The sequence below is a fragment of the Nonomuraea sp. NPDC003709 genome (assembly GCF_040610775.1).
Taxonomy (GTDB): Bacteria; Actinomycetota; Actinomycetes; order Streptosporangiales; family Streptosporangiaceae; genus Nonomuraea; species Nonomuraea angiospora_A.
Map to the genome: position 1 here is coordinate 269,365 of NZ_JBEXMW010000012.1, position 21,172 is coordinate 290,536.

A 21,172-nucleotide genomic window follows, 5' to 3' on the forward strand; every position below is an offset into this window, starting at 1 on the left:
GGGTCAGCCGAGCACCAGGTCGCGGATGAGCTTCAGCGAGGGCTCGTCGCGCGGGCCCATGACCAGGAGGCTCGTGACCGGGCTCTTGTGCCAGAGCTCCAGACGTTCCTTGATCCGTCCGGGTGGCCCGACGAGCGAGATGCCGTCGGCCAGCTCGTCCGGGATCGCCCGGAACGCCTCGTCCTTGCGGCCCGCCAGGTAGAGCGCCTGGATGTGCTCGGCGGCCTCGGCGTACCCCATGCGGCCGATGATGTCGGCGTGGAAGTTGCGCTGCCGGGCGCCCATGCCGCCGATGTACAGCGTGAGCATCATCTTCACGCCGTCCAGCGCCGCCCGCACGTCGTCCGAGATGACCACCATCACCATCGCGGCCACGTCGAAGCCCGGGGGAGCGCCGGCGAGCGACTCGCCGTACATCTCCTCGATCTTGGAGGGGAACGCGAACAGCGGCAGCCAGCCCTGGGCCACCTCGGCGGCCAGGGCGACGTTCTTGGGGCCCTCCGCCCCGAGATAGACGGGGATGTCCGCGCGGAGCGGATGCGTGATGAGCTTGAGGGGTTTGCCCAGGCCGTCCGCCAGGGGGAGCGGGTAGTGCGGGCCGTCGCTGGTGACCGGCTCCTCGCGGCGCCACACCTTGCGCATGATCTCGACGTACTCGCGCGTCCTGGCCAGGGGCCTGGCGAACGGCTGGCCGTACCAGCCCTCGACGACCTGCGGGCCCGAGGCGCCCACGCCGAGCAGCAGCCGGCCGCCGGTGAGGTGGTCGAGGGTCATGGCGGTCATGGCCGTCGTGACGGGCGGTCTGGCGGAGATCTGGGCGATCGAGGTGCCCAGCTTGATGCGGCTCGTACGCGCTCCGTACCAGGCCAGGGGCGTGAAGACGTCGCTGCCGTACGCCTCGGCGGTCCACACCGAGTCGTAGCCGAGCCGCTCGGCCGCCAGCACGGATTCGGTCGCGTCGTCGGCGTTGCGCTGCCAGTAGCCCAGGTTCAGGCCGAGCTTCATATGACACCTCCGGAATTAAGTTCTATTACGGCTGTGGCAGCCGTGAGTGTCAATGGCGGATATTCCGGGGTATTCAGACCCTGTGGTCAACGCTCTGTGTCGACTCGTGTGCTTGCTGCTACTACTGCTGGCGGCAGGGCCCGCGATGGCCGAGGTCGAGTCCCGGCCGAACATCGTGTTCGTGATGGCCGACGACCTCGAATCCGGGACATTGCCGTACTTTCCCAATATCACCCGGCAACTCGTACAACAGGGCACCTCGTTCGACCGGTACTTCGTGACGAACTCCTGGTGCTGCCCGTCGAGATCGTCGATCTTGCGTTCCCAGTACGTCCACAGTCATGGCGTGTGGACGAACACGCCGCCGGAGGGCGGGTTCGACCGTTTTCATACCAGTGATCTGGAACGTTCCACGGTAGGAACCTGGATGAAGCAGGCCGGATACCGCACGGCGCTGATGGGCAAATACCTCAACCACTACCCGGGCGGGTCGGCCGAGGAGACGTTCGTGCCGCCCGGCTGGGACGAGTGGGACGTGCCGACCCGGCGCCTCTACGAGGAGTACGACTACCGGCTCAACGAGAACGGCTCCCTGAACGACTACGGCTTCTCCGAGCAGGCCTACCTGTCGGACGTGCTGGCCGGCAAGGCCCGGGAGTTCATCGCCGGCTCCAAGGGCGAGCCGTTCTTCCTGTACCTGACGCCGATCGGCCCGCACAACCCGGCCAACCCCGCCGTCCGGCACGCGAACGCGTTCCCGGGCGCGATCGCGCCGCGTACGCCCTCGTTCAACCAGGAGGACGTGAGCGCGGAGCCGGAGTGGCTGCGTGAACGGCCCGGCCTCGACCAGGCGACCATCGACCAGGTCGACGAGCGCTACCGCGCCAGGATGCGGTCCATGCTCGGTGTGGACGACCTCGTCGGGGCCGTGGTGGACGAGCTCCGGCGGACCGGTCAGCTGGACAACACCTACATCTTCTTCACGTCGGACAACGGCTTCCACCTGGGTACGCACCGGCTCAAGCAGGGCAAGACCACTCCGTTCGAGGAGGCCATCAAGGTCCCGCTCGTCGTGCGCGGCCCCGGCATCAAGGCGGGGGCCACGGTCAGCCAGCTGAGCTCGTCGGTCGACCTGGCGCCGACGTTCGCCGAGCTGGGCGGGGCCGCGGTGCCGCCGTTCGCGGAGGGGCGGTCGCTGGTGCCGCTGCTGAAGGGCAAGCCGCCGGCGGTGTGGCGGCGGAACGTGCTGGTCGAGTTCGCCAGGCCGCTGGACCCGTCGTCGGCCGCGCAGACGCCGGTGCCCCCGTATCGCGCGTTGCGTACGGATCAGTACAAGTACGTGCGGTACGCGACGGGGGAGAGCCAGCTCTACGACCTGCGCGCGGACCCGTACGAGCTGCGCAACCTGGCCGCGACCGCCGATCCCGCGCTGCTCGAAGGATTGCGGCAACGGCTGGACGCGATGGCGGTCTGCTCGGGCGCCACGTGCCGGCAGGCCGACCTCCTTCAGGGATCGAACAGCGAGGGGTAGGCGTGCGCGAGGTGGTCCGAGACGGCGAGGGTGGCCTCGTCCGCGTCGCCCCGGTCGATGGCGTCGAGGATGCGTACGTGGTCGGCGCGCAGGATCGACGTGTCGCCCAGGCGCTGCACCGCTTCGACCGAGTATCTCCGCATCGAGTCGCGTAGCGAGCGCATGATGGCGGCGATGAGCCGGTTGCCCGACGCGTCCGCGATCGCGCAGTGGAAGGCGGTGTCGTGCTCCACGAACTCCTCGGCGCTCTTCGCCCGGTCCATCCCGGAAAGGGCGGCGGCGAGCGCGGAGGTGTCGGCCCGCGCGGCGGCGGCGTGGGCGGCGGCCCACTGCTCGATCATGTGCCGGGTGTCGATGACCTCGCGCATCTCCAGGCTGGCCAGGCCGAGGTGCAGCCTGAGCAGGTCGGTCAGCGCCGTGTCGGGACGTGAGGTGAGCACGGCCCCCGCGTCCGGCCCCCGGCCCGCCTGCGAGGACACCACGCCGAGGGTCTCCAGCACGCGCATGGCCTCGCGTACCGACGAGCGGCTGACGCCGAGCTGCTCGGCCAGGTGGCGCTCGGCGGGCAGCCGGTCGCCCACGGTGAGGCCGTCCTCGGCGATACGCCGCTCGATCTGTGCGAGAACGTCCTCGAACGTCCGCGTTCGCTTGACGGGACGCCAGCCGCTGTCGTCCACGGGACCCCCTCATGGTGGCCGGAAAGGATGTGGTTAGGTATGGTCTGACCATACTGTGGTCAGACCATACCTGGAAGGAGAGCCGTGCGAATCGCCCTGTTCATCACGTGCGTGAACGACACGCTCTTCCCCGGCACGGGCAAGGCCGTCGTGTCGCTCCTGCGCAGGCTCGGGTGCGACGTGGACTTCCCCGCCGCCCAGACGTGCTGCGGCCAGATGCACGTCAACACCGGCTATCGCGAGGAGGGCGTGCGGCTGGCCCGCCACTTCACCGAGGTGTTCGCCGGGTACGACGCCGTGGTGGTGCCGTCGGGATCGTGCGCGGCCATGGTGCGCGAGCAGTACCCGAAGCTGGCCAGGCCGGGCAGCAAGGGGGCGGCGGCCATCGCGGAGGTGGCGCCGAAGGTGTACGAGCTGTCCGAGTTCCTGCTGGACGTCCTGAAGGTCGACGACGTAGGCGCATATTTCCCGCACCGGGTGACATATCACCCGACGTGCCACTCGCTCCGCGGCCTCCATCTGGGCGACCGGCCCACCAGGCTGCTACAGAACGTCCGCGGCCTGGAGCTGGTCCCGCTGCCGGGAGCCGAGGAGTGCTGCGGCTTCGGCGGCACGTTCGCGGTCAAGAACCCGGCCGTCTCCGCGGCCATGGGCGCCGACAAGACCCGCAACATCCTGGACACGGGCGCCGAGGTGCTCTGCGCGGCGGACAACTCGTGCCTGATGCACATCGGCGGCACGCTGAGCCGCCAGAAGACCGGCGTCAGGACGATGCACCTGGCCGAGATCCTCGCATCGACGGAGGAGCACCAGTGAGCGCGACTTTCCTCGGAATGCCCGGCGATTTCCCGAAAAATGCGGCCAAAGCCGTACAGGACTCGCAGCTCCGCTACAACCTTCGCAAAGCCACGCACACGATCCGCGGCAAGCGCGCGAGCGTCGTCGGCGAGCTCCCGGACTGGCAGGAGCTCCGCGCGGCCGGCAAGGCGATCAAGGACCACGCCCTGCGCAACCTCGACCGCTACCTGGTCCAGCTCGAGGCGGCCGTGACCCGGGCGGGCGGCACCGTCCACTGGGCCAGGGACGGCGCCGAGGCCAACGCCATCGTCGCGAGCCTGGTCAAGGCCACCGGCGAGACCGAGGTGGTCAAGGTCAAGTCGATGGCCACCCAGGAGATCGAGCTCAACCAGGCACTGGCCGCGCAGGGCATCACCGCGTACGAGACGGACCTGGCCGAGCTGATCGTCCAGCTCGGCGACGACTTCCCCAGCCACATCCTGGTCCCGGCCATCCACCGCAACCGGTCGGAGATCCGCGAGATCTTCCTGGAGAAGATGCCCAAGGTCCCGCCGAACCTGACCGACGACCCGCCCGCGCTGGCCGAGGCGGCCCGGCTCCACCTGCGCGAACGCTTCCTCAAGAGCAAGGTCGCGATCTCCGGCGCCAACTTCATGATCGCCGAGACCGGCACGCTCGTGGTGCTGGAGTCGGAGGGCAACGGCCGGATGTGCCTGACGCTCCCGGAGACGCTCATCAGCGTCGTCGGGATCGAGAAGCTCCTGCCCTCCTGGCGGGATCTGGAGGTGTTCCTCCAGCTCCTGCCGAGAAGCTCCACAGGCGAGCGGATGAATCCCTACACGAGCATGTGGACGGGCGCCGTCGAGGGCCAGGACTTCCACCTGGTGCTGCTGGACAACGGCCGCACGGACGTGCTCGCCGACGAGGTGGGCCGCCAGGCGCTGCGCTGCATCCGCTGCTCGGCCTGCCTGAACGTGTGCCCGGTGTACGAGCGCGCGGGCGGCCACGCGTACGGCTCGGTCTACCCGGGCCCGATCGGCGCGATCCTCACCCCGCAGCTGCGCGGCATGTCCTCGGACCTGGACGCCTCCCTGCCGTACGCCTCCAGCCTGTGCGGTGCCTGCTACGAGGTCTGCCCGGTCGCCATCGACATCCCCGAGGTCCTGGTCGACCTGCGCGCCAAGGCCCCGCACGCGGCGGCCGAGCGGGCCGGGATGAAGGTCGCGGGCTGGATCCTCAACGACCACGAACGCCTGGCCAAGGCGCAAAGGGCGGCGAGCCGCCTGCGCGGGCTCGTACCGAAGCGCCTGCCGGGGCCGATGGCGGCCTGGACGGACACCAGGGACATTCCCGAAATTCCGGAAGAATCCTTCAGAGACTGGTGGGAGCGGAATGAGCGCGCGTGAGGAGATCCTCGCCAGGATCGGCAAGGCCGTGGCCGGGGCGGCGGACGTCGAGATCCCCCGCCACTACCGCACGGATCAGCAGGTCGAGGACATCGTGGGGCTGTTCGCCGAGCGAGTGGACGACTACCGGGCCATCGTGCACGTGCTTCCCGCCGCCGAGGTGCCCGCCAAGATCGACGAAGCCGTCGCGGGGCGCCGCATGATCGTCCCCGACGGCTTCGACCGGGAAGGCGGCTGGGCCGACCTCGACACGGCCGACGGCGTGATCACGTCCTGCGCCGTGGCCATCGCCGAGACCGGCACCATCGTGCTCGACCACGGCCCCGGCCAGGGCACGCGCGCCCAGACGCTGGTCCCCGACTACCACCTGTGCGTGGTGCGGGCCGACCAGATCGTGGCCGGGGTGCCCGAGGCGATCGCCAGGCTCGACCCGGCGCGCCCGCTGACCTGGATCAGCGGCCCCTCGGCCACCAGCGACATCGAGCTCAACCGGGTCGAGGGCGTGCACGGACCCAGGACCCTCGAGGTGATCATCAGTACCTGAGCACGGCCGCCACGTCGGAGACGCCGTCGCAGAACCACAGCTCCGCGTCCGTCATCGCGGCGGCCCTGGCCAGGGCGGAGTCCGCGCGTTCCTGGACGGGCTCGCCGACGCCCCAGCGCCGCAGCTCCTGCGGATCGGTGGCCAGCTGGGTGCCGCCCGTGCCGATCCAGATCTCCCGCGGCAGCTCGCCGGGCAGGAGGATCGCCTGTACGCGGCCCTCACGCAGCGCGTGCGCCACGCGGGCCACCCCGGTGGGCCCGGACGTCTCCTGGTGCCGCCCCAGCAGCTCGGCGCGCTTGCGGTCGAGCCACTGGTCGAGCGCCCGCTCCACGTCCTCCTCGAACTGCCCGTGGTCGGCGCGGCTGCCGTGCTCGACCATCACCACCCGGTCCGCGGACCTGGTGTTGAGGTGGTGCAGCAGGTACGAGCGCGACTTCGGCTCGCCGGCGACCAGGATGAGCTCCGGGCCGATGCGGCGTACCTGCTCGTCGATCTCGTGCGCGACGGCGACGGCGTTCTTCTCCCAGGTCTCGTCCACCCACCGCTCGTACCGTTTCTGCGACCAGCCGCCCTGCGCGGTCTTCTGCAGCGGCCAGTCCTCCGCCTCCACGACGGCCCTGCGCGGCGACCCGCCGCCGAACACCGTCAGCTCGGCCCCCGCGTGGTCCACGATGACCCGGATGTGCGGGACGTTCTCGCCGCGGTACATGAGCATGGGCGTGACGTGCGGCAGCGGGGACCACCGGCCCAGTTCTCCCGGTGACTTCGGGAGCGAGTCGGTCAGCACCAGGTCGCCGTGGGCGGCGAACATCGCCTGCCCGGTCACCAGCCGCTGGACCTCCTCGTCCAGGGCCTCCAGGGTGGCCTTGTCGGCCCCGTCCTTCTCGAGCGGGTCCCGTACGCCGCGCCAGTGGGCCTCACGTTCCTGCCCCGTGTACGCGCCCAGATAGACGGACGCGTACGGGCCCTGCCGCTCGTACAGCGGGCGGATGAAGTCGAGCCGCACCGTTCACCACCTCCGCTTCTCCACACTCCTCTCAATTGCGCCCCTACCCCCGCTTTCAGGGGCAAACATCGCGAGTGTGTACCCTGCCGACGTGTTCGACGCTGACGTGAGCATCGCCACGGAACGGCTGACACTGCGGCCGTTCAGCCTCAAGGACTCCGCCAGGATCCGCTCCATCGTGCGGTCCGGCGCCCGGTTCCTTCCGCCCGGAGCCCCCGAGAAGACCTCCGGCATCCCCCGGTGGCTGTCGATCGGGGTCCACGAGCTGCGCCGCTCGGGGCAGGGCCTGCATCTGGCCATGGTCGACGCCGAGGGCGTCATCGTGGGCGCGATCAGCCTGTTCAAGACCTCGTGGACGGCGGGGACGACCGAGGTCGGGTACGGCGTCCACCCCCTCTACCGAGGCCGCGGCTTCGCCACCGAGGCCGTGCGCGGGCTGGTGAACTGGGCGTTCGGGACCGTCGGGCTGCGCCGGGTCGACCTGACCGCCAAGCTGGACAACCTCGCCTCGCTCCGCGTGGCGCTGAAATCCGGCTTCACCTGGGAGGGTCTGCTGCGCGACGCGGTGCTGGACGAGGACGGGCCGCACGACCTGGTCATCTTCGGCCTGCTGGCCTACGACCGCCGCCGGCAGGCCGACGCCCTGCCCAGGACGGAGTTGCGTACCCAGCGGCTGCTGCTGCGCCAGCCGGCCGCCGAGGACGCGCCCGAACTGGCGGCCACCGTCGCCGACCCGGTCACCCAGGCCATGACGGGCTATCCGCGCGACTACACGCAGGAGCACGCTCGGGCGTCCGTCGGCACGGCCGAACGAATACGGATGAGGGGCGCGGGCATCACCTGGACGGTCGTGGAGCGGGACACCGGGCGGTTCGCCGTGAACGTGGACCTGAGGGACGTCGACTGGGCCCACAGGTCGGCCGAGATCGGCTACATGACCGCGCCGTGGGCCCGCGGCAACGGGTACGCGGGCGAGGCCGTGGTGGCGATCGCGCGCTGGCTGTTCGAGCGGCAGGGCTTCAGAAGGCTGCAGTTACGCGCCCTCGCGACGAACACGGCCTCCCAGCGGGTGGCGGAGAAGGCGGGCTTCGTCCGCGAGGGCGTCGCCAGGTCCTCGCTGGGCGGCCAGGACGTGATCGTCTACAGCCTCATCCCGTCCGACCTGGCCTGAGGGCACACCGGACTGACCTTCGTACCCTTTGTGAAACCCGATCGCAGCCGTCACCCTTGAGGTGAGGACGGTGAGGCGTGATGATCACGGTGGTCGGGTGGGACGGGCACGAGTTCTCGGCCAAGGCGGTGGACAAGCTGCGCGAGGCGAAGCTCGTCGTGGGCCCCGACGCCGTGCTCGGGCAGCTCAGGCTCTCCGCGCCGACCGCGGCCGACGGCGCGCTGCTCGAAGTTCTGGACGATCACCTCGAGCACGGAGAAGGTCCCGCGGTCGTGGTCGCCGAGGGCGATCCCGGATTCTTCGGTGTCGTCCGCACGTTGCGGGCCCATGGCCTCAAACCGGAGGTGGTGCCGGCGATCTCGCTGATCACCCGTGCCTTCGCCCGTGCCGGGCTCAACTGGGAGGACGCGCTGGTCGTGGCCCCGTCCGGCCCGGGCCAGATCGACCGGGTCGTGAACGCCTGCCGGGCCCATCCCAAGGTGGCGCTGCTGGTCGCGCCCGGCGTCGGCCCCGGCGAGATCGCCAGGGAGCTGGCGCCGACCACGCCCCGCGCGCTGATCGTCTGCGAGGACCTCGGCGGTCCGGACGAGCGGGTCACGCACAGCCGCATGGGCGAGGCCACCACCAGGCCGTGGAAGGACCCCGACGTGGTCCTCGTCATCGATCCGCTGCACCAGCCCAAGGAGCCGGGCTGGCTGGCGGGCGCGCAGCCGGGCCCGGCCGAGTGGGCGCTGCCGTTCGAGGGGGCGCTGCCGCCGGAGGTACGGGCGTTCATCCTGGCCAAGCTGGGCCCGCGGCTCGGCGACCTGGTCTGGGACGTGGGCGCGGGTGAGGGCGAGATCGCCGTCGAGTGCGCGCGGATGGGCGCCGCCGTCGTCGCCGTGGAGCGCGCGGAGGAGTCCTGCGCCCGGCTGCGCGCCAACGTGCTCAAGCACGGCGTCAAAGTGGCTCTGACCAGGGGCCAGGCGCCGCCGGCGCTGGAGCCGCTGCCCGACCCCGACGCCGTCTACGTGGGCGGCGGCGGCCCCGACGTCGTGGTGGCCTGCGCCGCCCGCGGCCCGCGGACGCTGGTGTGCTCGCTCAGGAAGGTCGAGCAGGTCACGGCCGTGCTCCAACAGCTGCGCGAGCACGGCTACCGTGGCGAGGGCACCCAGATCCTGGCATCTAGACTGACGCTCGACCCCGACGGCTCCCACCGTCTGACCGCCTCCGACCCCGTGTTCGTCGTGCATGCGACCCCCGCGCACACAGCGTGACCTGTTCCCTACCGGGGCGCATCGGTTATCCTCGCCTGTCTTTGTCTAACGCACCGGAGATTCCCTCATAATGAAGCCGCCGCTCCTGCTGATCGGGCAGGGCTCACAGGATGACGCCTACGCCGCGGAGTTCGGCAGGTTCGTACACCGGCTGCGTTGCCGGCTGGACCAGACGGGCGCCGACGTGTCCGGTGGCTACCTGGAACGTGCCTCTCCGCGGCTGAGCGACTCCGTCGCCTCCCTCGTCGCCAAGGGGCACCACCGGCTCGTGGCGCTGCCGATGAGCCTCAGCAGGATGAGCGAGGAGTTCCCGGCCGCGATGGAGCTGGAGCAGAAGCGGCATCCGACGCTCATGTACGACTACGGCCGTCCCCTCGGCCCCGACCCGCGCGTGCTGGGGCTGCTGGCCGAGCGGCTGAACGAGGCCGCCGCCGAGATCTCCAAGCCGCGCGCCCTGGAGCTCGTGGGAGCCAGGCCCCGGCTCCGCGCGGTCGACTCCCTGCCCGTCGAGGACCACCCCGTGCACATCGAGCCCGGCGAGACGGCGGTCGTGCTGGTCGGCGAGGGCTCGACGGACGCGACCGCCAACGCCGAGATCCACCGGGTCTCCCGGCTGTTCTGGGAGACGTACGCCTACGACTTCATGACCGTCGAGACCGCGTTCGTGTCGGTCACCCCGCCCGGGGTGCCCGGCGGGCTCGAGCGCTGCCGCCGCCTCGGGGCCAAGCGCGTGATCGTGGTGCCGTACCTGCTGTTCGCGGGCGGCATGCTGGAGCGCGTGTGGGCCCAGGCGCTGGCGTACGGCGCGGGACACCCCGATCTCGACATCCGGTGCGCCGAGGTGATCGGCGACTGTGAGACCCTGGCCGACGTCGTGATCGACCGATATGAGGAAGCGCTCCAACTCGTCCCGTAAGTGGAGGTTTGCCGTGCTCGCTGAGACGCTCGCCGCGATCCGTCCCGCGGATCCTCGAGCCATCGCCGAGGCCCGCGCGTACCAGGACCGCCTCACCAAGCCCCGCGGCTCGCTGGGCGCGCTCGAGGAGATCGCGGTACGCCTCGCGGGCGCCGCGGGTGCCACCCCGCCGCCCATGCCCGAGCCCGCGGCGCTGGCCATCTTCGCCGCCGACCACGGCGTGCACGCGCGTGGCGTCACCCCGTGGCCGCAGGAGGTCACGGTGCAGATGGTGGCCAACTTCCTGTCCGGCGGCGCGGTCGCCAACGCCTTCGCCGCCCAGGCAGGCGTGTCCGTGACGGTCGTGGACGTGGGCGTCGCCGCCGACCTGCCCGACGCGCCCAACCTGGTCAACCACAAGATCGCGTACGGCACCGCCGACCTGTCCGAGGGCCCCGCGATGAGCGTCGACCAGGCGGTCAGGGCCCTGGAGGCCGGGATCGGCGTGGCCCGCGACCTGGTGGCGTCGGGAGCCCGGTGCCTGATCACCGGCGACATGGGCATCGCGAACACCACCGCCTCCGCCGCCCTGATCGCCGTCTTCGCCGGCCGTGACCCGGCCGAGGTGACCGGCAGGGGCACGGGGATCGACGACGAGACGTTCGACCGCAAGGTGGGCATCGTCCGCGAGGCCCTGCGCACGAACGGCCTGTCGGGGGCCCTGGCCACGCCCAGCGATGCTCTGCGCGCCCTGGCGGCGGTCGGCGGGTTCGAGCACGCGGCCATCGTGGGCTTCATCCTGGGCGGCGCCGCCGCCCGCGTGCCGGTGATCCTCGACGGCGTGATCGCCGGTGCCGCCGCCCTCGTGGCCGCCGCGCTGGACCCGGCCGCGCTCGACCACTGCATCGCCGGCCACCGCTCGGCCGAGCCCGGCCACGCCGCCGCGCTCGCCCACCTCGGGCTGCGCCCGCTGGTGGACCTGGAACTGCGGCTGGGGGAGGGCACGGGCGGCCTGCTGGCGTATCCGGTGGTCTGCGCGGCCGTACGGGTGATGCACGACGTGGCGACGTTCGATTCGGCGGGAGTGACCGAAAAGACCGTGTGATGATGGAGGCACTGGAGGTGAGCGGTGTCCCGTTACGGCCCCATGTACGGTCCTGACATCACGTTCCTGGGCGTGGACCGGTGCGACGTCAACGATCCGGCCTCCTACGAGGATGCCGACGTGGTGATCGTCGGCGCCCCCTTCGACGGAGGCACCAGCAACCGCCCCGGCGCCAGGTTCGGCCCGATGGCGCTGCGCCAGGCCTGCTACCTGCCGCACGACGGCTCCAGGCCCAGCCTGGCGCTGCGCGTGGACGCCCTGCGCGACCTGCGGGTGCTGGACGCCGGTGACGTCGAGTGCTACTCGGGCGACGTCGAGGGCTCGCTGGCCGCGATCGAGGAGGCGGTGCACCGCGTGGCCGCCTCCGGGGCGATCCCGCTGGTGCTCGGGGGCGACCACACGGTGGCGCTGCCGGACGCCCGGGGCACCGCGAGGGCGTACGCGCCCGGCCGTACGTCAATGGTCCACTTCGACGCGCATGCCGACACCGGGAACATCGAGTTCGGCCACCTCTACGGGCACGGCCAGCCGATGCGGCGGCTGATCGAGTCTGAGGCCATCCGGGGCGACAGGTTCCTGCAGATCGGGCTGCGCGGCTACTGGCCCGAGCCGGAGACGCTGAGCTGGATGGCCGCTCAGAACATGCGTTCGTACGAGATGACGGAGATCGTGGCCCGTGGGCTGGAAGAGTGCCTGACAGAGTCGTTCGCGATCGCGCTCGACGAATGCGACCAGATCTTCCTGTCCGTCGACATCGACGTCTGCGACCCCGGCCACGCTCCCGGCACCGGCACGCCCGAGCCCGGGGGACTGACCGCCAGGCAGTTGCTCGATGCCGTTCGCCGCATCTGTTACGAACTGCCCGTGGCCGGAATGGAGGTGGTCGAGGTGGCGCCGCCGTACGACCACGCGGACATCACCGCCTACCTGGGAAACCGGGTTATCCTTGAAGCGCTTTCAGCGATGGCCAGACGCCGGAAGGACGCTCAGGGCGGGCCTCGCTGGGACCCGCGGCAGCCCCTTCTCGACGGTCGTTGACCCGTGCGCAGCAAATGACGCTTCTGGAGCCGGTAGGTTTACGTCCTAACACAGAACCATCGCGAACGGGAGATTCCCCCCATGGGCCCCTACCTCCTCGGCCTGCGGCTTTCCGGCCGCCGGGTCCTCGTCGTGGGCGGCGGGCGCGTCGCACAGCGGCGGGTTCCCGCGCTGCTAGAGGCCGGTGCGGAGGTCACGATCGTGTCGCCGAGTGTGACGCCGGCGCTCGACGACCTGATCGCCGCCGGCAGGGTCACCTGGCACGACCGGCCGTACGAGGTCGGCGACTGCGACGGTGCCTGGCTCGTACAGGCCTGCACCGACGACAGATCCGTCAACACGGCCATCGCCGCCGAGGCGGAGGCCAAACGCGTGTGGTGCGTGCGGGCCGACGACAAGGACGCCTCGGCCGCCTGGACGCCCGCCACCGGGCGCGTCGACGAGATCAACGTCGCCGTCACCGCGGGCGGTGACCCGCGCAGGGCCGCCGGCATCAGAGACGCGGTCGTGGAAGCTCTGCGCGACGGCACGGTCGATGCCCGGCGCAACCGCACCAAACCGGTCGGCGTGGCGCTCGTCGGCGGCGGCCCCGGCGATCCCGGCCTCATCACCGTGCGCGGGCGGCAGCTTCTCGCGCAGGCCGACGTGGTGGTGGCCGACCGGCTCGCGCCCCGGGCCCTGCTCGACGAGCTGGCCCCCGACGTCGAGCTGATCGACGCCGCCAAGGTCCCCTACGGCCGCTCGCTCTCCCAGGAGACCATCAACGAGCTGCTCGTGGATCGAGCCAGACAGGGCAAGTTCGTGGTCCGGCTCAAGGGCGGCGACCCGTTCGTGTTCGGGCGCGGCGGCGAGGAGATGATCGCCTGCGCCCGGTCCGGCATTCCCGTGCTGGTGGTCCCGGGCATCACCAGCGCCGTGGCGGTGCCCGGCTCAGCCGGGGTGCCGGTGACGCATCGGGGCGTCAGCCAGGAGTTCCACGTGATCTCCGTGCACGTCGCGCCCGACGACCCCAAGTCCACCGTCGACTGGCCCGCCCTGGCCCGTTCCCAGGGCACGCTGGTGCTGATGATGGCCGTCGAGCGGCTGGCGAAGGTGGCAGAAGCGCTCATCCGAGACGGACGTCCCCCGGAGACTCCCGCAATGGTGGTACAGGACGGTACCCTTCCGACCCAGCGGGCGGTCACCGCTTCCCTTTCCACCGTGGCCGACCGCGTGTCCGCGGCTGGGATCCGGCCGCCGGCGATCGTCATCGTCGGCGACGTCGTGAGGGTCGGCCAGGAGGTCGAGATGGTTCGAGCGGAGCGCTTGCCGTGAACACGGCCATGGATGATGGGCGGCAGGAGTCACCGGGAGAGCAGACGTTGAGCTTTCGCCCGGTGGGTGACGAGGACCTGACAGAGGTCCAGGGCGACGACGCCTTCGATGCCTTCGGCACGAAGAAGGCGCGGAAGAAGCCCGCGGCTCCCGAGCCATCGGCTCCGGGGGAGCGGGAGGCTGCCGCGGCTTCCACGGGGCCACCGGCGCCGGAGGAGCCCGCCGACGCGGTTACGGCTGACGACGACGTGCCTGAGGAGGCCGGCGATCCCGTGGAGCGGCCTTCCCTCTTCGTGAAGCCCGCCGCGCTCGGCGGTCCAGGGCCTCGCAAGGCGCCGCCCGTACCCCCGTCTGACGGGGAGGAGCCGCGCGGCGAGCAGCCGTCCTTCGATGCCTTCGCCACGGAGGACCCGTCCGAGGAGCCCGAGGCGTCGTCGCCGGACGGGCCGGCGGCACTCGACGAGCAGACTCAGGACGACGTGGCGACGGAGGACGACGAGCCTCAGGACGCCGAGCCGGGCGATGAGCAGCCTCACGGCGTGGAGACGGCCTCCGGGCAACCCCAGGACGTGGAGTCGGCCTCCGGGGAGCCTCAGGGCGCGCAGGCGGCCGGTGAGGAGTCGCAGGCCGAGCCGGCGATCGACGAGCCTTCTCGGGCCGGCGAGCATTCTCAGGCCGACGGGGCGGACGGCGACGAGCTACCGCAGCCCGAGCCGGCGGATGGCGACGAGCCGGAGGCCGAGCGGCAGCCCCGCGACGGCGATGAGCTTCGTGATCGCGAAGAGCCGCAGGACGGCGACGAACCCCGTGACGGCGCGGAGCCGCAGGAGGGCCAGGAGTCGGCGAGGGGCGAGAAGCCCGGAGGCGGCGCGGCGACCGGGGAGAAGTCGGGCCGCGGAGAGGCGCTGCCCGCCGAGGCCGCCAAGGCGCTCACGGCGGCGCTCGGCACGCTCAGGGAGAGCGTCGCGGACCTGCGCTTCAGCCTCGACCTGCCCGGCGCGGACGAGGCCAGGCAGACGCAGGCCGAGCTGCTGGCCCAGCTGGAGGGCTACGTGCTCCCCCGGGTCAGGACCACCGCCGCCCCGGCCCTGATCGTGGTCGCGGGCTCCACCGGCGCAGGCAAGTCCACCCTGGTCAACACGCTGGCCGAGAAGAACGTCTCGCGCACCGGCGTACGCCGCCCGACCACCGGCACCCCCGTGCTGGTCTGCCACCCGGAGGACCGGAAGTGGTTCGCGGAGGGGGAGCTGCTCGCCAGCCTCCAGCGGCTCGACAAGCCCGCCCCGGAAGCCGGGGTGCGGAGCATGGTCGTGGTCGCGACGGAGAAGCTCCCGCAGGGCGTCGCGCTCCTCGACACCCCCGACATCGACTCGGTCGTCGAGGAGCACCACGAGGTCGCCCACCGCATGCTCGACGCCGCCGACCTGTGGATCTTCGTGACCACCGCGGCCCGCTACGCCGACGCTCCCGCCTGGAACCTGCTGAAGCTGGCCAAGGAGCGCGGCGCCCGGCTCGCGATCGTGCTGTCGCGGGTGCAGCCCCGGTCGACTGAGGTGGTTCTGAAGCATTTCGTACGGATGCTCACCGAATACGGCCTGGGCGAGATCGACAGGTTCGTCATCAACGAGGCGAAGGTCACCGACGGCCGGCTGCCCGACAGCGAGGTCACCGACCTGCGGCTCTGGTTGGCCGAGCTGTCGGTCGACGAGGAGCGCAGGGCCCAGGCCGTGCGCGAGACGCTCAACGGCGTGCTCAACAGCTTCCGCACCCGCGTACCCGCGCTGGCCAGGCACCTGGAGGGGCAGGTCGCGTTCAGGACGGAGCTGCGCAGCGACGTGGAGGCGGCCTTCCGGGGCGCGCTCGGCGAGGTCGACAAGGCGTCGAAGAACGGCTCGCTGCTGCACGGTGAGGTGCTGGCCCGCTGGCAGGACTTCGCGGGCTCCGGCGACCTCGTGCGCTCGCTCCAGGTGCGCAAACGCGGCCGGTCGGACAAGCACGCGCCGGAACGGGTGCTGGCGTTCAAGGCGGCGATCCGGGCCGGGCTCGAGGCGGTGATCGTCGCCGCCGCCAACCGCGCCACCGAGGAGGTGGTCGCGCGCTGGCGGCACCGTTCCGAGCTGGGCGCCAACCTCGGTGAGGGCCTCGACAGGCCCTCCGACAATCTCGTACGTCACGCCGGTCGCGCCATCGCGTCGTGGCAGGAGCACCTGAGCGAGCTCGTACGCACCGACGGCGTGGCCAAGCGGTCGGTGTCGAAGCTGGTGTCGTTCGATCCCGACTCGCTCTCGTTGATCTTCACGGTCGCGATGTTCAGCGGGACCAACGGCGAAGGGGTGCCGCACCGGCTGGTCAACGCGCTGCTCGGCGCGGAGTCCCTGCGTGGCATCGGGGCCAAGGCGCTCAGCGATTTGCGGGCCAGGATCGGCATGCTGTTCGACGAGGAATCCATGCGTTACGTGCAAGCCCTCGACACCGCGGGCATCCCGGACGAGTCCGTGGCGACTCGCCTCTACCAGGCGACGTACAACCTCGAGGTCGCCCGATGACCACCATGGCGACCAGGCCCGGGCTGGCTCCGCGGTTGTCCGCGCTCACCAAGGTGGTGGAGCACGGCCCAGGGCGGCTGGACAAGAAGCTGCTCACCGAGGCCAACACGCTGCTGACGCAGGCCGGAGACCGGCTCAAGCTGTCCTCCGAGCACACCGTCGTCGCGCTGGCCGGCGGCACGGGCAGCGGCAAGTCGTCGCTGTTCAACGCCATCTCGGGGCTGGAGCTGTCGCCCACCGGCGTGCGCCGGCCGACCACCGCCCGTACGCACGCCTGCGTGTGGGGGCTGGAGGGCGCGGGCCCGCTGCTCGACTGGCTGCAGATCCAGTGGCGGCACCGCTTCTCCCGGGCCAGCGCGCTCGACAAGGGCGACAGCCAGCTCCACGGGCTGATCCTGCTCGACCTGCCCGACCACGACTCGATCAGGGCCCTCACCGACACCGAGGCCGACCGGCTCATCGGCCTGGCCGACCTGGTGGTGTGGGTGCTCGACCCGCAGAAGTACGCTGACGCGTCCACGCACCGCCGCTACGTGACGGAGCTGGCCGGGCATGACGCGGTGACCGTGTTCGCGCTCAACCAGGCCGACAGGCTCACCAAGGAAGAGCTGGCCGAGCTGGTCATCGACCTCAACGACCTGCTGCGCCGCGAGGGCGTCGAGCATCCCAGCGTCGTACCCACCTCCGCGGTCACGGGCCGCGGCATCGAGAGCCTCAGGAGCGTCATCGCGACCGCGGTGGCCCGCAGGCGCGCCGCCATCCAGAAGCTGGAGGCCGACCTGCACCGGCTGGAGCAGCGCCTCAGCAAGGCCATGCCGCTGGGCGAGGCCCTGTCGGCGCCGTCCTCGGTCGACGAGGCCCGCCGGATGGGGCTCACGGACGCGCTGTGCGACGCGGTGGGCGTACCGGCCGTGGGTGAGGCCATGGAGAACGTCTACGCCGAGCGGTCGAGCCACTGGGTGGGCTGGCCGTACCCGCGGTGGTTCTCGAAGTTCCGCTCGGACCCGCTCAGGAGCCTGCGCCTGCAGGACCTGGGGGAGGAGATCCGCGGCATCACGACCGGCTCGGTGAGCGCGCAGTCGGCCGAGGTCGCCAACGCCGTACAGGCACTCGCCGACGGGTTGTCCGGGGGGATGCACCCGGTGTGGCGCACCGGGGTCCACCAGGCGGCCCGCTCCCGCTCCAGCCAGCTCCCGCAGGCCCTCACCGAGGACCTCACGGAGATCGCGCCGCAGCTCGACCGCGTACCCGGGTGGTGGCGCGCGCTCAAGGTGTGGCAGTACGTCCTGGTGGTCGCCTTCGTCGCCGGCCTGGCCTGGCTGGCCGCGGGCCTGCTGATGCCGGGACAGCTTCCTCCGGCCCTGGAACTGCTGGGCGACAGCGCGACGCTGCCGTGGGTGGGGCTGATGATGGCGTCGGTGCTGGGCCTGGGAGCACTGTCGGGCATCGCCTCCCGCAACTTCGTGGAACTGGGGGCTTCGCGGGAGCGGGAGCGTCTGGAGCGCGAGATGCGCCGTCGCGTGGCCGCCGTGTCGACCACGATGGTCGTGGAGCCGGTCGAACGCGAACTGACCCGCCACCACGCCTTCTACACAGCCCTACGCGACCTGTCCCCCTGACCCTCCCCCGCCCCAACACACCTTCCACACCTCCACCGGCCAGGGCCCGCCCCGCTCCTGTCCTATGACCATCCGGACCCACGTCCCACGGCCATCCGGACGCGCTCCACGGCCATTCGGAGCCGCGTGTTACGGCCGTTCGAGACCGCGCGTCACGGTCATTCGGGGTCGTGTCCCACGGTCGTTCGAGCCCGCGTGCTACGCCCGTTGAGGCCCGAGTCCCATGGCCATTCGGGCCCGTGCTATGCCGTTTAAAGCCCCGTCCCACAGCCGCGTTCGGGCTTGCGTGCTGCGGCCAGATGCGTCGGCGAGTCATGGCTCTCGGCGCTTACGCACTGTGGCCGGATGCGCTCGCCAGCCACAGCCCTGATCTTCGACACTTGCCTGCCACGGCTGGCCGTGCCTGCGCCCGTCCTACGGCCTTTTGCGCCCGCTCGCTGTGGTCAGATGCAGCTTCGTGCACCGCCAACCGGCACCTTCGTGCACCGCCAACCGGCACCTTTGAGCACCGTTAACTGGCACCTTCGAGCTTCGGTCAGATGGCCCGCGTCCTACGGTCATTTGTGCCGGCACGCAGCGGCTCGATACGCCGACAGACCCTTGGCATCCCCGTAGGTCGGGCGGGCTGACACCTCCACCGTAAGCAGCTTCCGCACGGCAGATAACCACCAATAGCCTCCCCTCGCGCAAAAGCCGGTTACGTCCCGTCGGGTGGTGTAGATCCGGCCTCGAACGGCGCGTCGTCTTCAACGACAGCGGGCCATCGCGTGAGTCTCTGCGTGAAACCGCCAAGTGACACGTAGAGGAGAACCAACGCGATGGCCCTGGACCAGTCTGCCCTGTTAGAGCTCCTGGAGATACTCAAAGCCTCCGAGGCGAGCGAGCGGATCCGGCAAGCAGCAGAAACCATCTACCAAGCCCTCATCGAGGCCGAACTGACCGCGGTGATCGGCGCCGCCCCGAACGAGCGCACCCCCACGCGTGTGGCCCAGCGCAACGGGCACCGGAGCCGGACCCTGACCACCACCGCAGGCGATCTGGAGCTGCAGATTCCCAAGCTGCGCACCGGCTCGTTCTTCCCCAGCCTGCTGGAACGCCGCCGCCGGGTCGACCAGGCGCTGTTCGCCGTGGTGATGGAGGCCTACCTGCACGGGGTGTCCACCCGCAAGGTCGACGACCTGGTCAAAGCCCTCGGCGCCGACACCGGCATCTCCAAGAGCGAGGTCTCACGCATCTGCGCCGACCTGGACACCGAAGTCGCCGCCTTCCGCGACCGCTCCCTGGCCGGTCAGAGGTTCCCCTACCTGTTCCTGGACGCCACCTACTGCAAAGCGCGGGTGAACCGGCGGGTGGTCTCCCAGGCCGTCATCGTGGCCACCGGCGTCACCGCCGACGGCCGCCGCGAGGTCATCGGCTTCAGCGTGGGCGACAGCGAGGACGGCGCGTTCTGGACCGCGTTCCTGCGCTCGCTCAAGGCCCGCGGCCTGGCCGGGGTGCAGCTGGTCATCAGTGATGCGCACGCCGGCCTGGTCGCCTCCATCGGCGCGGTCCTGCTGGGCGCGGCCTGGCAACGCTGTCGGGTGCACTTCCTGCGCAACGTCCTGGCCGGCGTCCCGAAGGGGTCGGCCGAGATGGTCGCCGCCGCGATCCGCACCATCTTCGCCCAGCCCACCCCGGACATGGTCCGCGATCAGCTTGCGGTGATCGCCGGCATGCTCGGCCGCCAGTTCCCCAAGGTCGAGGCCATGCTGCACGAGGCTGCCGACGACATCCTGGCCTTTGCTGCCTTTCCGCCCGCGCACTGGAAGAAGATCTGGTCGACCAACCCGCTCGAGCGGCTGAACAAAGAGATCAAACGCCGCACCGACGTCGTCGGCGTCTTCCCCAACCCCGAAGCCCTGCTGCGCCTGGCCGGCGCCGTCCTGGTCGAAGCCCACGACGAATGGCAGGTCGCCAACCGCCGCTACCTGTCCGAAAGCTCCATGGCCCTGCTCACCCCACCCGACACCGACCAGCAGGAGGTGGCGCACACCGAACTGATGACGGCATAGTCAACCCAGCAGAGCCTCACGCGAGAACCGGACTACACCACTCCGCGGGACATAACCCAAAAGCGCCCCATTGCCCAGACAGAGGCCTCACCGCCAACAGCCCTCTCATCCACAGCCTCAACCCATACAGCCCCGCTCATCCACAGAACCCCGTTCCAGAGCTCGTGCCCAAGCCCACCACCGGCACCCTGATCCCAGATCGCGGGCAGCCGGCCCGCCGCATGGGAGGCACGGGATGAACGACATTTACATCACACTCACCGGCAACGTCGCAGCAGAGCCGAGGCAGTACAGCTTCGATGACGGCAGCAAGGTCACCTCACTGAAGGTGTTCTCCTCACACCGCTACTTCGACAAGAAGGCGGGGCAATGGGTGGACGGCGACAGGGTGTGTTTCACGGTCCGCTGCTGGCGTACCTTGGGCGACAACGTCGCCTCCTCCATCCGGGCGGGACACCCTGTGGTGGTCTCCGGCAAGCTGCGCATCCGCGAGTTCGGCCCGGAAGGTGACCGCCGCTTCGTGCCCGAGATAGAGGCCAGCGCGGTCGGGCACGACCTGCGCTGGGGCACCGGCGTCTTCGCCAAGCCGGACCGTTCCGGAATCACCTCGATGAGCAAGGAGATGCGCGACCGCCTGGACGAGGAGACCCGCGACTGGGCCATGGGCACCCGCAGCTTCCGAAACCTTCCCCGCTCCGGCTCCACCCCCGAACCCAACCCCTTCCACGCCCTGAGCACCGACCGCGACTTCCTCAGCCCCTCGGGATCGGACGACACGGCACACACCCAGGAGCCCGAGGCCGACACCCTGCGATCAGGAGAAGCCACCAGCACCGCAGACTCCTCAGAGGGTGAGGACAACATCATGCGCTCCGCAGGGGAGGCGAGCGGCAAGAGGCGCACCCCGAGCACGGGAGACCACACGGTCCGCTTCCTGGGCCCCGAGACCGACGAGGCGAAGAGCAAGGTGGGCGTCGACGAGGAAGACGGCGACGCCGAAGAGCCCGTGCTGGAGGAACGAGCCGCGGCGTAGGAGCACACGAAGGGGCACCGCTCGGCCAACCGGTGCCCCACACGCCCAAAGGGGCGGACCCAATTGAGAAGTCGACCGTCTGCGGTGCCACCGGTGTCCCTCACGCCCAGGGGGGCGGACTCGGCGGTGAGGTCGACGGTTTGCGGTGCCACCGGTGTCCCTCACGCCCAGGGGGGC

At 70.8% G+C, this 21,172-nt stretch carries 17 protein-coding genes; 14 read left to right on the plus strand and 3 right to left on the minus strand.

What is annotated here, in order from left to right; translation table 11 throughout:
• Positions 1 to 3: 3 nt before the first annotated feature.
• Positions 4 to 1,005, minus strand: coding sequence for an LLM class F420-dependent oxidoreductase (locus tag ABZX61_RS33685; protein ID WP_350731637.1), 1,002 nt, complete (start codon positions 1,003 to 1,005; stop codon positions 4 to 6).
• 106 nt (positions 1,006 to 1,111) lie between these two features.
• On the opposite strand from ABZX61_RS33685, the gene ABZX61_RS33690 reads away from it, so the two are divergent.
• Complete coding sequence (locus ABZX61_RS33690; protein ID WP_350731635.1) at positions 1,112 to 2,536, plus strand: sulfatase; 1,425 nt, start codon at positions 1,112 to 1,114, stop codon at positions 2,534 to 2,536.
• On the opposite strand, the gene ABZX61_RS33695 is transcribed toward ABZX61_RS33690, so the two are convergent.
• On the minus strand, positions 2,512 to 3,213 hold the full coding sequence (locus ABZX61_RS33695) for a FadR/GntR family transcriptional regulator (RefSeq protein WP_355200149.1): 702 nt from the start codon (positions 3,211 to 3,213) through the stop codon (positions 2,512 to 2,514). The genes ABZX61_RS33690 and ABZX61_RS33695 overlap by 25 nt on opposite strands.
• 84 nt (positions 3,214 to 3,297) lie before the next feature.
• Between ABZX61_RS33695 and ABZX61_RS33700 the strand changes: the two genes are divergently transcribed.
• From ABZX61_RS33700 to ABZX61_RS33710, 3 genes are read left to right on the plus strand one after another with little or no spacing between them, the layout of a single operon-like run.
• Complete coding sequence (locus ABZX61_RS33700; protein WP_355200150.1) at positions 3,298 to 4,029, plus strand: (Fe-S)-binding protein; 732 nt, start codon at positions 3,298 to 3,300, stop codon at positions 4,027 to 4,029.
• The gene (locus tag ABZX61_RS33705; protein ID WP_355200151.1) at positions 4,026 to 5,417 is read left to right on the plus strand and encodes a lactate utilization protein B; all 1,392 of its coding nucleotides are present in this window, start codon (positions 4,026 to 4,028) and stop codon (positions 5,415 to 5,417) included. The genes ABZX61_RS33700 and ABZX61_RS33705 overlap by 4 nt, the downstream gene beginning before the upstream one ends.
• Positions 5,404 to 5,961, plus strand: coding sequence for an LUD domain-containing protein (locus ABZX61_RS33710; RefSeq protein WP_355200152.1), 558 nt, complete (start codon positions 5,404 to 5,406; stop codon positions 5,959 to 5,961). The genes ABZX61_RS33705 and ABZX61_RS33710 overlap by 14 nt, the downstream gene beginning before the upstream one ends.
• Here ABZX61_RS33710 and ABZX61_RS33715 read toward each other — a convergent pair.
• Positions 5,951 to 6,967, minus strand: coding sequence for a Vms1/Ankzf1 family peptidyl-tRNA hydrolase (locus tag ABZX61_RS33715; RefSeq protein WP_355200153.1), 1,017 nt, complete (start codon positions 6,965 to 6,967; stop codon positions 5,951 to 5,953). The genes ABZX61_RS33710 and ABZX61_RS33715 overlap by 11 nt on opposite strands.
• Positions 6,968 to 7,058: 91 nt before the next feature.
• Here ABZX61_RS33715 and ABZX61_RS33720 point away from each other — a divergent pair, with 91 nt between their 5' ends.
• The 10 genes from ABZX61_RS33720 (at position 7,059) to ABZX61_RS33765 (ending at position 20,995) form a co-directional block, all read left to right on the plus strand.
• Positions 7,059 to 8,138, plus strand: a complete 1,080-nt coding sequence (locus tag ABZX61_RS33720) for a GNAT family N-acetyltransferase (protein WP_355200154.1) — start codon at positions 7,059 to 7,061, stop codon at positions 8,136 to 8,138.
• Between the two features lie 80 nt (positions 8,139 to 8,218).
• Entirely contained in the window at positions 8,219 to 9,394 is a 1,176-nt protein-coding gene (gene cbiE, locus ABZX61_RS33725) for a precorrin-6y C5,15-methyltransferase (decarboxylating) subunit CbiE (RefSeq protein WP_355200226.1), read from the plus strand.
• A 70-nt stretch (positions 9,395 to 9,464) separates the two neighbouring features.
• Positions 9,465 to 10,310, plus strand: a complete 846-nt coding sequence (locus ABZX61_RS33730; protein WP_355200155.1) for a sirohydrochlorin chelatase — start codon at positions 9,465 to 9,467, stop codon at positions 10,308 to 10,310.
• Positions 10,311 to 10,323: 13 nt separating this feature from the next.
• Positions 10,324 to 11,394, plus strand: coding sequence for a nicotinate-nucleotide--dimethylbenzimidazole phosphoribosyltransferase (cobT, locus tag ABZX61_RS33735; RefSeq protein ID WP_350731620.1), 1,071 nt, complete (start codon positions 10,324 to 10,326; stop codon positions 11,392 to 11,394).
• A gap of 24 nt (positions 11,395 to 11,418) precedes the next feature.
• Entirely contained in the window at positions 11,419 to 12,432 is a 1,014-nt protein-coding gene (gene speB, locus ABZX61_RS33740; protein ID WP_355200156.1) for an agmatinase, read from the plus strand.
• Between the two features lie 81 nt (positions 12,433 to 12,513).
• The gene (gene cobA, locus ABZX61_RS33745) at positions 12,514 to 13,746 is read left to right on the plus strand and encodes a uroporphyrinogen-III C-methyltransferase (RefSeq protein ID WP_350731616.1); all 1,233 of its coding nucleotides are present in this window, start codon (positions 12,514 to 12,516) and stop codon (positions 13,744 to 13,746) included.
• A 62-nt stretch (positions 13,747 to 13,808) separates the two neighbouring features.
• The gene (locus tag ABZX61_RS33750) at positions 13,809 to 16,292 is read left to right on the plus strand and encodes a dynamin family protein (protein WP_355200157.1); all 2,484 of its coding nucleotides are present in this window, start codon (positions 13,809 to 13,811) and stop codon (positions 16,290 to 16,292) included.
• Entirely contained in the window at positions 16,289 to 17,911 is a 1,623-nt protein-coding gene (locus ABZX61_RS33755; RefSeq protein WP_350731613.1) for a YfjP family GTPase, read from the plus strand. The genes ABZX61_RS33750 and ABZX61_RS33755 overlap by 4 nt, the downstream gene beginning before the upstream one ends.
• An 818-nt stretch (positions 17,912 to 18,729) precedes the next feature.
• Positions 18,730 to 19,962: an IS256 family transposase gene (locus ABZX61_RS33760; protein ID WP_355200158.1), complete on the plus strand. Its 1,233-nt coding sequence runs from the start codon at positions 18,730 to 18,732 to the stop codon at positions 19,960 to 19,962.
• Positions 19,963 to 20,197: 235 nt separating this feature from the next.
• Complete coding sequence (locus ABZX61_RS33765; RefSeq protein ID WP_355200159.1) at positions 20,198 to 20,995, plus strand: single-stranded DNA-binding protein; 798 nt, start codon at positions 20,198 to 20,200, stop codon at positions 20,993 to 20,995.
• Positions 20,996 to 21,172 lie beyond the last annotated feature (177 nt).